Consider the following 15,374-nt stretch of genomic DNA (forward strand, 5'->3'; position numbering starts at 1 on the left):
GGAGGATCCGGTATGAAAAAGAGTGCCAGCGACCGCGTCTTTGACGCCGTCAATATAACGATACTCGGGCTCGTGGCCCTGCTGACGTTTTTCCCGATTTATTACGTATTCGTCGTTTCGTTCACCGATCCGATAGAATATATGCAGAAGAAATTCATCCTGTTCCCGCAGCATTGGTCCCTTGCATCTTACGACTACCTGCTCGGAACGAAAACGTTTTTGCGCTCCATCGGTAACAGCGCGTATTTGGCCATTGTCGGTACGGCGCTCAGCCTTATCGTCACCGCCGCATTGGCTTACGCGGTTTCGCGCAGACGACTGCCCGGCAGAAACATGTTTTCGCTGCTGATTTTGCTGACGATTTTGTTCAGCCCGGGCATTATCCCGAACTACCTGCTTATCCGCGACATGAATCTGATCAACAACATGTGGTCGCTGATTTTGCCGGCACTGGCCAGCGGCTGGAACGTCATCCTCATGCGGAGTTTCTTCTCCAGCATCCCGACGGAACTGGAAGAGGCGGCATCCATCGACGGCTGCAACGACATCACGACGTTTATCCGCATCATCCTGCCGCTTTCGCTGCCGTCCTTGGCCGCATTCGGCCTGTTCTACGCGGTAGGCTATTGGAACTCGTACTTCTCCGCCTTGATTTACTTGAACGATCCGCAGAAATGGCCGATCCAGGTGCTGCTCAACAACATGCTGCAAAACGCGCAGAACAGCGACCTCGGGCAGGATGCGTTCGTGGCGGCGCCGCCGGCGGAAACGCTCAAGATGGCTGCGGTTGTCGTAGCGACGCTTCCGATTTTGTTCGTATACCCGTTCCTGCAAAAGCATTTTGCCAAAGGTTCTATGGTCGGCTCCGTAAAAGGCTGACGTTTTGCCTCATAGATACCCCTTGCAAACGATTTCGGCGGATAATTCCATCGAAATCGTTTTGCTGTTGGTATATAATAGACGGGACTATAGATCGTTTGGCATGGAAGGTGAGCCGGGATGCGCATACGGAGAGGGAGTTTTTATCGGAACAGTCTGGTTATTATGATGCTGATCGCATCCATTCCCGGGATCATTATGGGACTTGTTACTTATTGGACCGTGACCGGAAAAATCGAAGCGGAGCTGCAGCGCGTGCAGCACAACAAAGTGGTTCAGCAGGAAAAAAATCTGGAGGATCAATTTGCCAATTTGGAGATGACGTTCTCGCATTGGGCGTTTGATCCCGCGCTGGGCGTAAAAATCAAAAATTTGAATTTCGCCAAGGATTACGACGAAATCTCCGAGCTGTACAAAACCTTGATGGTCATTGAAGGATCCAGCTCGCTGATCGAGAAAGCGGAGGTTTATTTATCGTCTCCCCGGCCGGTCGTCATCAATAAGGAAGGATACAAGTACCAGGACGATCCGGACAGCGTTCGGCAATTTGGAGATATGATGAAGCGAAGCAAGTCGATATTCTGGACGGACGCTTCGAAGGTGCCCAGCTACAAAGGCGGGGCTCAAGGTACGACGCTGTCGCTCGTCAACAAGCTGCCGGGAGGCCCGACGGATCAGCCTTACGGACTGCTCGTCGCCACGCTGAATAAGGATAAGCTTCAGCAGCAGTTAAAAAGCCTCAACCCGCTGGACGAGGGCTCCAATTTGCTGTTCAGCACGGACGGACAATGGGAAATATCGGCGAGCGGGGCCAAGACGGAGCTCGATCTGGCGCTGGAATCGGAATTCCGCCAACGCGGCACGCAAAGCGATTCCTTTTTGTTTACGTACAAGAATGCGGTTTATGCCGTATCGGTCAGCGAGTTTACCCGGCTGGGCATGTCCTGGGTATTTCTTTCCGCCGCCCCGCTTTCCAGCATAACATCGCCCGTGCTGCTCATTTCCAAAGTCATTCTTTTCGTCAGCCTGGGCGGCCTGGTGCTGGCTTTTGTGCTCTCCTGGTTCGGCTCGAGGCGCATATATTCGCCTCTGGAGCGTTTATACCGCAAGCTGAGCGGCGATTCGGTCAGGGAACAACACCGGGACGAGTTTGAATGGATCGAGATGAAATGGGATACGTTGTCCAAGGAAAGCGAAAATCTCAAGAGCCAATTGGACCTGCAGCTGCCCTTGGTTCGGGAAGGCTTTCTCATGCAGCTCGTGCAGGGGTATTTATTCTCCTTGAGCGAGCTGGAGGTGAAAGCCCGGCTGAAGCAATTCGGCCTGGATATCGAAGGCAAGCAAATAGGCGCGATGTTCGTGCAGGTTCGCGGGCTCAGCGGAGAGGATGCGCGCTTTACTCAAGGGGACGAGGAGCTGGTCGCATTTGCGGCGGGCAACATCGCCAAGGAGCTCAGCGAGAATATGAGCGTGCGCTGCGAAACGCTGAATTTTCACGACTTGTCGCTCGGCTTGTTCCTGACTTTGCCCGAGGAATGGAGTCCGAACCAGTGCAAGGAAATGATGCGGGCGTTCGGGGACGAAATGATAATGATCGTCGAAAATATCTTGAAGCTGCATGCCGTGGTCGTCATGGGCAATACGACATCGCAGCTCAGCCGGGTGCCTTATTTGTTCGAAGAAACCCGTCAGCTTCTGAGTTACAGCGATCTGAAAAACGAAAATACGCTGATCGACGTTTCCCAGCTTAATCGGACGGCGACGCAGCTCGAGTTTCCTTATAATTTCCTGCTGGAGAAAGAAATTATTCATGCGATCCGCATCGGATCGGAGGAGGAGTCCGTTCGGCTGGTTCGCCAGTTTATGGAGGAGCTTACCGCCGTAGGGCTGAAGAAGTTAGTTATCCAACAGGGAATAAACCAGCTTCTCGGCAGTATCCAGCACGCGATGCTGCAGTCGGGCGTCAACCCGATCAACCTGTTTGAAGGAGCGAATTTGTTTCAAGAGCTGAGCCAGCTGCATGAACCGGACGAGATGCTGCGCTGGCTGGAGACGCGCGTTGTCGCTTCCTACTTGCAGGAGATGGCAAGCAAGCAGGATTTCTCCATCAAACAGCATGTCGAGAACGTCCTGCTGTACATTCAGGAAAATTACCGGACCAACTTGTCTCTGGAATCGTGTGCCGATCAATTCGGATTGAGTCCTTATACGCTCAGCCGGGCGATCAAACAGGTAACGGGCATTAATTTTATCGATTATTTGACAAACTTGCGCCTCGGACAGGCAAAGGAATTGCTTCGTACGACGACGATGAAAATCAACGAAATCGCCGATCAGGTAGGTTACCAGCAAACGTATTTCAACCGGATTTTCAAGAAAGCCGAAGGGGTTTCTCCAAGTCAATACAGGGAGAGGTACCAGAAGGATTAATTTTGCTATAGATGCGAATTTAAGCCGCCGCAGCGGCTTTTTTTCATCCTCTGCAAGGATTGATTACTGTGCAACAAAGGATAAGACGCCGATTTATCGGGGCTGCAAAAAAGTTTGGTTGCCGGGAAGAACGCTATCCCGTACGATGTGAATCACGGTAGCAACCGACCATCAAAACAGTATAAGGGGATGTACATGAGATGACTTCCAACGTCAAAAAGAAAGCGCTGCTCGGTTTGGCGGCGACGCTGATTGCGACCTCCGCGCTGACGGCGTGCGGCTCCGGTAAAACGGACGGCGGATCGTCGCAGGCGGCCGGCAGCAATGCGCCTCTGGATGTAAGCATTATGACGATTTTGCTGAGCGCCAATCCGCCGGCGAACGACAATGCGATCAAGCAGAAAATTGAACAAGCGGTCAATGCGAAGATGAACATTCAATGGGTATCCGCGAACAGCTATCCGGACAAATTGAACGTGACGCTGGCTTCCGGCGATATTCCCGATCTGATCTACATTCCGGATCCGTTTACGTCCGTGTTCCGCAGCATGGTGCAGCAGGGCGCATTTTGGGATTTGACCGACTACATTAAAGACTACCCGAACCTGAACAGCAAAATTGCGAAAACCGCATGGGATTTGACCAAGATGGACGACGGCAAAAATTACTCGATCCCGCGTCCGCGTCCGACGGAAGGCGACACGTATTTTATTTTCCGCAAAGATTGGATGGACAACCTGGGTCTGAAAGTGCCGACGACCACCGATGAATTGTACCAGGTGATCAAAGCGATGGCCGAAAACGATCCGGACAAAAACGGACAGAAGGACACCATCGGTTTTGCCGTGAATGCGACGAACGGAGAAAAGGCGTCCGATCCGTTCGGCCAACTGGAAAACACGTTTGTCGGTGCCAACGGCGACTGGAAATGGACGGGCGACCAGATGGTGTACAAGTCGTTCCTCCCGGAGGAGCGCAAGGCGCTCGAATTTATGATCAAGCTGTATAACGAAAAGCTGATTCCGGAAGACTTCGCCGCCTTGAAAACAAGCCAGGTGAAAGATTTGGTGAAAACGAACAAGGCTGGCGTTTTGGTCGATAAAACGGGTACCGTTTCCGAGTATTTGAACGATCTCAAGAAAATTGCTCCTAACGTCAAGGAAACCGACTTCTACCCGGCGACCAGCATCAACGGCTACAACCCGAAAGGCCCCGGCTTCGCAGGCGTTCTGGCGATTCCGAAAACCGTCAAGGAAGACAAGATGAAGCGCATCCTGAAGATGATCGACACCTGGATGAATGACGATGTTTTCGCCATCCAGACGTACGGCATCGAAGGTGTGGACCATACGGTGAAAGACGGCGTCAAAGTGGTCGACTCGAAGAAGTTGTCCGACGACGGCGGTCCGGACTTCAACCAAATCGTGTACGTTGCCGATCCATATGCGAGCACGGTGAAAAATTACTTCCAGAAGGATACGCAGGAGCTGTTCAAGAAAATTCAGGACGAGCGCGCCAAGACAAGCGTGGCGGATATGAGCATCGGCCTCTATTCCCCGACGGCGCTGCAGTACTTGCCGGAAATGCAGAAGAAAGTGCTGGACGAGAAGGTTAAAGTCATTCTCGGCAAAGAAACGCTCGCCCAATGGGACGAGTTCGTCGCCAAGATGAAAGCAGACCCGAACGTTGTGAAAATGACGCAGGAAATGACGGACGCCTACAAAAAGCGTATTGCCGCCGCAAAATAATGAGAGCTTAGAGGCAGACTCCCGCGCTTAAGGTGCGGGAGTCTTTATCTTCCGAAGGAGAGGAACGAGGGGTTATGGGATATTTTGATCCGAACGAATCCGTATTTAAAAAATGCCGCGACAATGTAGAGGCGACGCTGGAAACGATCGCGCAGCGTTATATCGGAGCAAATCCGCCGCATCCTTTCGCTTACCGGCTGTTTAACCAAGGCGGCTTCAGGAGGCAGCACGACTACCGGTACGTGATGGATTTTCGCGAAAAATTAGCCCAAATGCCGAACGGCAGCTTCGTTTATGCATGGGCCAAGCTGTGGAGCGACCAGCCGGCGGAGCTTAATTTCGGCATCGGCTGCCTCAGTCCGGTGCATGTTTACGTCAATGGCACGAAGGTGTTCGCCTCGAACATTTCCGACGAAATGGCGCCGGAGCGCAAAAACATTTTCCGCGCGCAGATGAACAAAGGCTGGAACGAATTTGTGCTTCAGTTCGAAAATACGGCGAACGGCTGCGGCGGCATTTTCGGTACCGGATCGTATAAAAATTTCCCGCTGCATTTCATCTGCCCGACGCCCGAGCGGGACGGTCAGGAGGGCTGGGTATATTCCGAGCCGACGACGATTTCCGCAGAACGGCTGCTGGCCGAAGGACTCCAGGAAAAGAACAGCCTTGTCAAATGGCTGCCGGATTTGCGCTGGAGCGAAGAAGCGCTTGCGGGCGGCGTATTCGCAAGGCTCTTCGGTGCGGAAGCGGGCCGGGCGGCGATCGCCCGGACGAAGGTGCGAAGCATGGCGCTTGGCGGACAGGCTTTACGCTGGTCGGGCCGTCATGACGGTACCTTTACGCTGTACGTGAACGGCCGGGAAGTATATTCGTCGCAGGAGAGCGGCGAATTTCAAGCGGAGCTCCCGCTTGTATTCGGAGACAACGACATCGTCGTTCGCTCCGCGTGCACGGGCGGCAAATGGGGATTTGTCCTGGAGAAGGCGGAGGATATGCCGGACGACGCCGTTTCGTTTGCGGCGCCGATCCCGGTTGAAGGGCTGCCGGACCACTGGCTTTATCTGGGATCGTTTGAGGAAGGGAACGTACCCGGGCTGGAGGAGCTGTCCCGCTTGAACCGGGTTTATGACGACGGCCGGGAGGGCACCTACTGGCGGGCCGATCTGCCGAACGCATGGGTTCGCCCTTATTTGGAAAATACGCTGTTCGCCAAGTGGAACTACCCGCTCGGCGTTACGTTGTACGGGCTTATGCAGACCGGCGCGGCCATCGGACGCCGCGATTACATCGATTACGTGCTTCGTCACGCCCGGCAAAGCGCCTCCTTCGACGAGTATTCGCTGTGGGACGGGAAGATGCACGGCGCCGCCGGGGTGAACAACCAGCTCGCGCTGATCGACAGCTTGGATGATTGCGGCTCCTTCGGCGCCACGATGCTCGCTGCGATGGCGTACGGCAGCATCGAAGGAGCGGAGAAGGTGGCGGCACGCATCGCCGATTACATTACCCGCGTCCAGGACAGGCTGGAGAGCGGGGCGCTGTACCGTGTGCGGGGCAGCGTCGATTTCATGAAGGACACGCTGTGGTGCGACGATTTGTATATGAGCGTGCCGTTCCTGTGCCGGTATTCGGCTTTGACGGGCGACCCAGCTTATATCAACGATGCGGCGCGCCAAATTGTTTTGTATAAGCAGTATTTATATATGCCGGACAAACAGATCATGTCCCACGTGTACGATTTCAAAACGGACCGTCCGACCGAAATGCCTTGGGGCCGCGGAAACGGCTGGGTGCTGTTCTCGCTGGCAGAGCTGCTGGGCGCACTGCCGGAGGAGCATGAGCACCGCGAAGCGCTGCTTGCCTTCTACCGCGAGCTGTGCGAAGGCTACTTGCGCCTGCAGGGCGCAAGCGGGCTGTGGCATCAGGTGCTTACCGACCCGGAATCGTATGAGGAGACGTCGTGCACTTCGATGTTTATCTATGCGTTTGCCAAGGGGATCCGGAATGGCTGGCTGACCGAGCCGGCGCCATATGTGCAGGCCGTGTTCAAAGGCTGGGAAGGGCTGACTCGCATCAGCATCGACAAGTACGGCAATATATTCGGCGTTTGCCGCGGCTCCGGTTATTCGTTCTCCGGCAGATATTACAAGGAAGAGCTGCCTTGGCTGCTCAACGATACGCACGGAATCGGCATTGTCATGCTGGCGGGCGTGGAGGTAAAATATGTAAGTGAGTATTTGAAGGAAAAGAGTGCCGAATGAATCGTGGGCCATTGGGACGAGGTGTAAGGACATGATCAAACGAATGATTTACCGCGCAGCGTGGGAGAAGGGGCGGGAAGAAGCCGGCATCCGCGCGCTGCGGGAGAGCGGGCAGGCGGTGCGGCTGGTCGAGCGTGGAGAGCTGATGACGGCGGCGGCTTTTACATGGCGCGGCAATCTGTTTCTCTATTACGAGTGCATGGATCGCGAGGTCGCTCCGGATGAGGTCGCCGGTGCGGCGGTTCCGTATTTGGCCGATTGGCCCGGACAAGCCGAGCCGAGGAAGTGGATATTGATGATCGACGTGTTCCATTTCAACGAGCCGGCGAGCGCCGAGCATTGGCTGCGCAAGGCGCCGGTCGAGAGGCGGGCGGGAAGGGTCGCCCATCTGAAGCCGGACATGATGGCCAGCTACATTTATTATCATTATCAGCTTCAGGAAGAGCGGGCTTTTCACGGGGACAAATACGAGATCATCGCCATGCACGAAAATTTGCTGTTCGGCTATCAGGAGTTTCCGAAGGTGATCGAGGAACCGGTCGTGCCGGGACGCTTGCAGACGAAGGGAACGCCGGAAAACTGGGCCGATTCGCGGATGGATCTCCATTTTCAGCCGTGGGACGACGACGGGTATTTGTATTTTAAACAGATCGACCAAATTTTCGCTTATTATATCGGCGACGTGCAGGAGATGCCTGGGAAAACGGACAGCCAAAAGGAGAGCGGATCCATATGATCGTTAATATTGTTGATTTCGGCGCAGTCGGCGACGGCGTCACGAAAAATACGGCCTTCATCCAGAAGGCGATCGACCATTGTGCGGAAGCAGGCGGAGGCACGGTCGTCGTGCCGAAGGGAGACTTTCTATCCGGCACGATTTTGCTTCGCTCTTACGTCGAGCTGCACCTTCAGCCGGCGGCCCGCATCGTCAGCAGCATGGAGGAGGCGGACTTCACGGCTCCGGGCGAAGCGGAGGCGCTTCAGCTCAGCGAAGGCCAAGGGAGCCGCGCGCTCGTCTGCGCAAGACATGCGAAGAATATCGCCGTAACGGGGCTCGGCACGATCGACGGCCGAGGCGAGCATTTTCTCGAGCCGGAGGACGGCGTGAGCGACTACGTGCTGGAGCCGCTCGGCGCCTTCCGGCCGAAGCTGATCGATTTTGAAGGCTGCACGAACGTCGTGTTCCGCGACGTCACCCTGTACCGGGCTTCGTCGTGGGGACTGCATATGACCGGCTGCAACCAGGTTACCGTGGACGGAGTGAAAATTCTCGGACAAGTCCGCGGGCCGAATAACGATGGGATCGATCCGGACTGCTGCAAGGACGTGCACATCTCCAACTGCCACATCGAGACGGGCGACGACTGCATCGTTATCAAAACGACCAAATACGGCGCGGAGCGGTACGGCGCCTGCGAGAACATCACCGTGACGAACTGCACGCTGCAGTCGCACGATTCGGCGATTAAAATCGGCACGGAAACGCACGCGGATATCCGCAACATCGTCGTGACGAACTGCGTCATCCGTAACTCCAACCGCGGCGTCGGCATTTGGGTGCGCGACGGGGCGACGATGGAAAATATGCTGTTCTCCAACCTTTTTATAGAGACCAGGCTGTTCAGCAACGAGGAAGAAATCAAGCGGACTCTCCGCTGGTGGGGCAAATCGGAGCCGATCTTCATGACGGCGGAGCGCAGAAACAACCCGAACGCTCCCGCGCCGGGCAAAATCCGCAATATCCGGTTCGATCAAATTCTCATCGAAGCGGAAGGCTGCATCTATTTGGAAGGCTCGGAGGAAAGCGTGCTTGAAGGCATTTCGCTGCGCGGCGTAAAGCATCATATGCGGGTCAAAAGCGGCTATCCGGGGGGCGTATTCGATACGCAGCCGTCGCCTCGCGGCGTGTTTCCGCATCACATCCCGGCTATTTTCGTGCATCACGCGAAAGATGTGTCCTTCAGCGACGTGGAGGTAAGCTGGGGAGACGAGAAAAACCGCAATTGGACGAACGCGTTGTACGGCGAGCGTGTGCAGGATTTGCGGATTGACGGATTTAAGGGAGCGGCGGCGGACAGCAGCCTGAGCGTGATGGAGCTGAAATCCGTACACGGACTGATCGTCGAGAGAACGAGAGCTCTGCCGGGGACCGGCGTCTGCTTGTCGCTGGAGGATGTGGAGGATTCCGAGTGCCGGCTCGAAGGCAACAATTTCTCCAAAGCGGCGGTGCCCGTTCAAAGAAAATAAGATTGCCTGATCCCGTTTGAATTATTTTGTTTTTACCTGTATCCAAATTGAAATGAATGTGATAACATTATAAAACAGACAAAAACAAAACAAATCGGAGGTAAACAAAATCATGGTACAAAGCTTGTGGGATTCTTCAAAGGCGGCTCAGCTGCAAGGCGGGCTGGACGAGCTTGTCTATCGTTCCAACATCATCGGCGCGGATCGCCGCGTCTGCAACATTTTCGGCGGCAACACGTCGGCTAAAACGATCGTTAAAGATTTTCGCGGCCGCGATGTCGAAGTGATGTATGTCAAAGGCAGCGGCTCCGACCTCGCTTCGATGAAAGCCGGCAACTTCACCGGCCTGCGCATGGACGACATTCGTCCGCTGTTCGAGCGCGACGCCATGACGGACGAGGAGATGGTCGCTTACCTCGCCCATACGATGATCGACGCGAAGCATCCGCGCGCTTCCATCGAAACGCTGCTGCACGCATTCCTGCCGTTCAAGCATGTGGACCATACCCATCCGGACGCCATCATCAGCCTTTGCTGCGCGGATAACGGAAAAGAGCTGGCGAAGGAAATTTACGGCGACCGCTTCGTATGGGTTCCTTACGTGCGTCCCGGCTTCACGCTGTCCAAGATGATCGCCGAAGGTGTGCTTGCTAACCCGAAAGCGGAGCTCGTGCTGATGGAGAAGCACGGTCTCGTCACTTGGGGCGAAACGAGCGAAGCTTGCTACGCGCAAACGATCAAAATCATCAACGAAGCGGAAGCGTTCATCGAAGCTCGCGTGAACGAAGCGAAGCTGTTCGGCGGGCAAAAGCACGCTCCGCTGCCGGCGGACGTTCGCCGCAGCATCGCTGCGCAGGTGATGCCGACGATCCGCGGCGCCGTATCCGATGCGAAGAAGATGATTCTTTCCTTCGACGATCAGGACGACGTGCTCGCATTTGTCGGCGGTCAGGATTCCCCGCAGCTGTCGCAGGTCGGCGCAGCGTGCCCGGACCATCTCGTGCATACGAAGGTCGTTCCGCTGTTCATCGACTGGACGCCGAATGCGGACGATGTGGAAGGCCTTAAGGCGAAGCTGAAGGAAGGTGTCGCCGCTTACAAGGAGCAGTACAAAGCTTACTTTGAGCGCAACAAAAACGAAGGCGACGTCATGTTCGAAGCTGCGCCGCGCGTCATCCTTATTCCGGGCGTCGGCATGATCAATACCGGCAAGAGCTGGGCGCTTTCGCAGGTCAGCGGCGCGCTGTACCACCGGGCAATCGCCGTTATGCGCGGCGCAACGTCGCTCGGCAAATTCGTATCGCTCAGCGAAAACGAGTCCTACAACGTCGAGTACTGGCCGCTGGAGCTGTACAAGCTGTCGCTCGCACCGGCCGAAGCCGAGTTCTCCCGCAAGGTTGCGCTCATCACGGGCGGAGCCGGCGGCATCGGCAGCGCAACCGCCCGCCGTCTCGTATCGGAAGGCGCGCACGTCGTGCTCGCCGACCTGAACCTGGAAGGCGCGCAAAAAGTTGCCGCCGAAATCAACGAGAAATACGGCGAAAACCGCGCGCTTGCCGTGAAAATGGACGTAACCGACGAAACGGCTATCCAAGCGGCTTACGCCGAAACGGCTCTGACTTACGGCGGTGTGGACATCATCGTCAACAACGCGGGTCTCGCAACTTCCAGCCCGTTCGATGAAACGTCCCTCAAGGAATGGAATCTGAACATGAATGTGCTCGGCACCGGCTACTTCCTCGTTGCGCGCGAAGCGTTCAAGCTGATGAAGCAGCAGGGCATCGGCGGCAACATGGTGTTCATCGGCTCGAAAAACTCGGTATACGCCGGCAAAAACGCCACCGCATACAGCGCGGCGAAAGCGCTGGAAGCTCATCTGGCGCGCTGCATCGCGGCGGAAGGCGGAGAGTTCGGCATCCGCGTGAATACGATTCTTCCGGACGCCATCCTGCAGGGCTCGGCCATCTGGAACTCCAACTGGCGCAACGAACGTGCCGCCGCTTACGGCATCGAACCGGACCAATTGGAAGAGTACTACCGCAAGCGCACGACGCTGCTCGTTAACATTTACCCGCAGGATATCGCGGAAGGCGTCGCTTTCTTCGCCTCCTCGAAATCGGATAAAACGACAGGCTGCATGCTGACGATCGACGGCGGCGTACCGGCGGCGTTCACCCGCTAAATCGGTCTCATTCGGATCATAAATCATATAAGCGAAAGAAGGGCATCAGCTATGACCAAGCCTGATATCGAACGCAATTACGAGGAAGCGAAAAAGCTGTACGCGAAGCACGGCATCGACGTGGACAAAGCGCTCGAGAAGCTGGCGCAGATCAAAATTTCCATGCACTGCTGGCAGGGAGACGATGTGCGCGGCTTCCTGAACCGCGGGCAGGAGCTGACCGGCGGCATTTCCGTCACGGGGAACTACCCCGGGGCGGCCCGCACGCCGCAGGAACTTCGCTCCGATTTGGAGAAGGCGTTCTCGCTCATTCCGGGCAAGCATAAAGTGAACCTGCACGCGATCTATGCCGACACGGACGAAAGAGTGGAGCTCGATGAGCTTGAGCCGAAGCATTTTCAGAACTGGGTCGACTGGGCGAAGGAGCAAGGCCTCGGGCTGGACTTCAACCCGACCTGCTTCTCGCATGAGAAATCCAAGGACGGCTTCACGCTGAGCCATCCGGACCCGGAGATCCGCCGTTTCTGGATCGACCACTGCAAGGCGTCCCGTAAAATCGGCGCTTATTTCGGCGAGCAGCTCGGCCAAACTTGCGTCACGAACGTCTGGATCCCTGACGGCTTCAAGGATACGCCGGTCGACCGCATGGCGCCGCGTCAGCGGCTGAAGGACGCGCTCGACGAAGTGTTTGCGGAGCCTTTGAATCCGCAGTTTAACCTCGACGCGGTGGAAAGCAAGCTGTTCGGTCTCGGCTCAGAGGCTTATGTCGTCGGCTCTCACGAGTTTTATATGGGCTACGGCATCCAAAACGACAAGCTGATCTGCCTCGACGCAGGCCACTTTCATCCGACCGAGGTCATCTCGAACAAGCTGTCGTCACTGGCGCTGTTCACCAGCGGCATTTTGCTTCACGTCAGCCGTCCGATGAGATGGGACAGCGACCACGTCGTCGTGCTGGACGACGAGCTGATCGACATCGGCCGCGAGCTCGTCCGTCATAACCTGCTCGGCAAAACGCACATCGGGTTGGACTTCTTCGACGCCAGCATCAACCGTGTAGCCGCTTGGGTCATCGGCACCCGGAACACGATCAAAGCGCTGCTTCGGGCGATGCTCGAGCCGGTCGAAGCTTTGAAGCAAGCGGAGCTGGAGGGCGACTACACGACGCGCCTCGCTTTGACGGAGGAGTTCAAGACGTATCCGTTCGGAGCGGTATGGGATTACTACTGCGAAAAGCACGGCGTGCCGGTTCGCGAGGAATGGATCGCCGAAGTCAAGCAGTATGAGCGGGAAGTACTGACGAAGCGCGGCTAATGCGCAGCTTCCGAAGGAGGAGGGGTTATTTTGCCCGGAATCATCGCATTTGATCTCGGCGCGAGCAGCGGCCGAGCGATTTTAGGCAAATTAAACGGAAGCCGCATGGAGACGGAAGAGCTCCATCGGTTTCCGAACGATCCGGTGCAGGTGGGGGACCGCCTGCACTGGGATATTTTGCGGCTATATCATGAAATCAAGCAGGGACTGCTGAAGGCGAAGCACGCCGGCTTTGAGCCGGACAGCATCGGGATCGACTCGTGGGCGGTCGATTTCGGCATGATCGGGGCGAACGGCGAGCTGCTCGCGAACCCGTATCATTACCGCGACCGGCATACGGACGGGATGATGGAAAAGCTGTTTGCGGAAGTGCCGGAGTCCGAGGTGTTCGCCCGCACGGGCATTCAGTTCCTTCCTTTTAATACGATTTATCAGCTGTATGCGCTGAAGCGCGCCGATTCGCCGCTGCTTCGGCCGGACGCAAAGTTTCTGATGATACCGGATCTGCTTCGGTATTTCCTGACCGGAGAAGTGTTCAACGAATTTTCCAACGCGACGACGACCCAGCTGTTCAATCCGCTTACCGGCGGATGGGACGCCGAGCTGATCGGAAAACTCGGACTGTCACCGTCCTGGTTCGGCCAAGTGCTGCAGCCCGGTTCGGCCGCGGGGCACATTCGGGCATCGGTGAGCGAGGAGCTCGGCATCGGCGCGATTCCGGTTTACGCCGTAGCGGAGCACGATACCGGCTCGGCCGTCGCCGCCGTGCCGGCGCTGGACCGCTCGTTCGCGTATTTAAGCTGCGGCACCTGGTCGCTGCTCGGCACCGAGGTCGACAATCCGGTCATGGGTGAAGATGCCCTGAAGTTCAACTTCACCAATGAAGGTGGAGTCGCCGGAACGTACCGGCTGCTGAAAAACATCATGGGCCTGTGGATTTTGCAGGAAAGCCGCCGCGAGTGGGAGCGGGCCGGCGTATCGTATTCGTTCCCCGAGCTCGTAAAGCTCGCGGAAGGCGCGAAGCCGTTCAGCCTGCTGTTTGACCCGGACGATCCGATTTTCCTGCACCCCGGAGACATGCCGGCAAGAATCCGCGAGTATGCGCAGCGGACGGGGCAGAAGGCTCCGGAGGATGCAGGGGGCTTCGTCCGCAGCATCATGGAAAGCCTGGCGTTCAAATACCGCTATGTGCTTGAGCTGACGGAGAAGCTGTCCGGCAAGACGTTCGGCGGTCTGCACATGGTCGGCGGCGGCATTCACAACACGCTCCTGTGCCAGTGGACGGCGAATGCGATCGGCAAGCCGGTATGGGCCGGCCCGGCGGAGGGCAGCGCGATCGGCAACTTGGCCGTCCAATGGATCGCTCGCGGCGAGTTCAAAGATATTTGGGAAGCGCGCCGCGCGATCCGCGAATCGTTCCCCGTGACGGTGTATGAACCGGCGCCATCGGACGAATGGAATGCCGCTTACGGCCGTTTTCTGGAGATCGCCGGACTCAAGTAAACTTGACATTTTTGCGGAAAGGGGATCCCGTATGCTGGCAGCGGAACGTTACGAAAAAATTGTGCAGCTGGTGAACGAGCGCGGCAGCATCCGGGTCACCGAACTCAGCGAGCTGTGCCGCGTGGCGGAGGAAACGATACGGCGCGATCTGGACCGGCTGGAAGCGGCCGGACGGCTGCGCCGTTCCCACGGCGGGGCGGTTTCCATCAAGGAACAGCCGCCGGTGCAAGCCGAGGTTCCTTATGCGAAGCGGGAAATCCAAAATTCGGAAGAGAAGCGGAGAATCGCCGAGGAAGCGATTGTTCGCATCGAGCCGAACGATCGCATCCTGCTGGATGCGAGCACAACCGCCTGGTACATGGCGAGAAGCTTGCCGGATATTCCGCTGACCGTGCTCACCAACTCGATCAAGGTCGCGATGGAGCTGGCCGCCAAGGAGAAGATCGACGTTATCTCCATCGGCGGCCTGCTCGCGCAGCGATCGCTCTCGTTTGTCGGACCGCTCGCGGAACGGGTTTTGGACGACTATTACGTAGACAAATTGTTTTTTTCCTGCAAGGGCGTGCATCCGGAGAGGGGCGTCAGCGAATCGAGCGAACTGCAGGCCCGGGTTAAGCAGAAAATGATAGAGCGGGCCGACAGGACGATCCTCTTGGCCGACTCCAGCAAGTTCGGCGTTCAGGCGTTTACGCACGTCGCCGAGTGGGATCAAATCGACGCCGTCGTCACCGACCGCAATCTGTCTTCGGACATGCGCGGCCGGCTGGAAGGGCGTCGTTTGTCATTAACGCTTGTATAGAAAGCGAGGTA

General features: G+C 56.6%; 10 protein-coding genes. All 10 read left to right on the forward strand.

Annotation, left to right across the window (positions count from 1 at the left end):
* Positions 1 to 12: 12 nt before the first annotated feature.
* Positions 13 to 879, forward strand: coding sequence for a carbohydrate ABC transporter permease (locus MYS68_RS02135; protein WP_248924240.1), 867 nt, complete (start codon positions 13 to 15; stop codon positions 877 to 879).
* Positions 880 to 999: 120 nt separating this feature from the next.
* Entirely contained in the window at positions 1,000 to 3,309 is a 2,310-nt protein-coding gene (locus tag MYS68_RS02140) for a helix-turn-helix domain-containing protein (protein ID WP_248924241.1), read from the forward strand.
* A gap of 200 nt (positions 3,310 to 3,509) precedes the next feature.
* On the forward strand, positions 3,510 to 5,057 hold the full coding sequence (locus tag MYS68_RS02145) for a type 2 periplasmic-binding domain-containing protein (RefSeq protein WP_248924242.1): 1,548 nt from the start codon (positions 3,510 to 3,512) through the stop codon (positions 5,055 to 5,057).
* A 74-nt stretch (positions 5,058 to 5,131) separates the two neighbouring features.
* Complete coding sequence (locus MYS68_RS02150) at positions 5,132 to 7,318, forward strand: glycoside hydrolase family 88/105 protein (RefSeq protein WP_248924243.1); 2,187 nt, start codon at positions 5,132 to 5,134, stop codon at positions 7,316 to 7,318.
* A gap of 31 nt (positions 7,319 to 7,349) precedes the next feature.
* Complete coding sequence (locus tag MYS68_RS02155) at positions 7,350 to 8,054, forward strand: hypothetical protein (RefSeq protein ID WP_248924244.1); 705 nt, start codon at positions 7,350 to 7,352, stop codon at positions 8,052 to 8,054.
* The gene (locus MYS68_RS02160; RefSeq protein WP_248924245.1) at positions 8,051 to 9,565 is read left to right on the forward strand and encodes a glycoside hydrolase family 28 protein; all 1,515 of its coding nucleotides are present in this window, start codon (positions 8,051 to 8,053) and stop codon (positions 9,563 to 9,565) included. The genes MYS68_RS02155 and MYS68_RS02160 overlap by 4 nt, the downstream gene beginning before the upstream one ends.
* Positions 9,566 to 9,677: 112 nt before the next feature.
* A complete protein-coding gene (locus tag MYS68_RS02165) occupies positions 9,678 to 11,747 on the forward strand; it encodes a bifunctional aldolase/short-chain dehydrogenase (RefSeq protein ID WP_248924246.1) in 2,070 nt (689 codons plus the stop codon).
* Between the two features lie 51 nt (positions 11,748 to 11,798).
* Positions 11,799 to 13,061: an L-rhamnose isomerase gene (gene rhaA / locus MYS68_RS02170; RefSeq protein WP_248924247.1), complete on the forward strand. Its 1,263-nt coding sequence runs from the start codon at positions 11,799 to 11,801 to the stop codon at positions 13,059 to 13,061.
* Positions 13,062 to 13,091: 30 nt separating this feature from the next.
* A complete protein-coding gene (locus tag MYS68_RS02175; protein ID WP_248924248.1) occupies positions 13,092 to 14,564 on the forward strand; it encodes a rhamnulokinase in 1,473 nt (490 codons plus the stop codon).
* 31 nt (positions 14,565 to 14,595) lie between these two features.
* Positions 14,596 to 15,363 (forward strand): DeoR/GlpR family DNA-binding transcription regulator, encoded by a 768-nt coding sequence (locus MYS68_RS02180; RefSeq protein WP_248924249.1) that lies wholly within the window; start codon positions 14,596 to 14,598, stop codon positions 15,361 to 15,363.
* Positions 15,364 to 15,374 lie beyond the last annotated feature (11 nt).

The organism is Paenibacillus hamazuiensis (assembly GCF_023276405.1).
Classification (GTDB): Bacteria; Bacillota; Bacilli; order Paenibacillales; family NBRC-103111; genus Paenibacillus_AF; species Paenibacillus_AF hamazuiensis.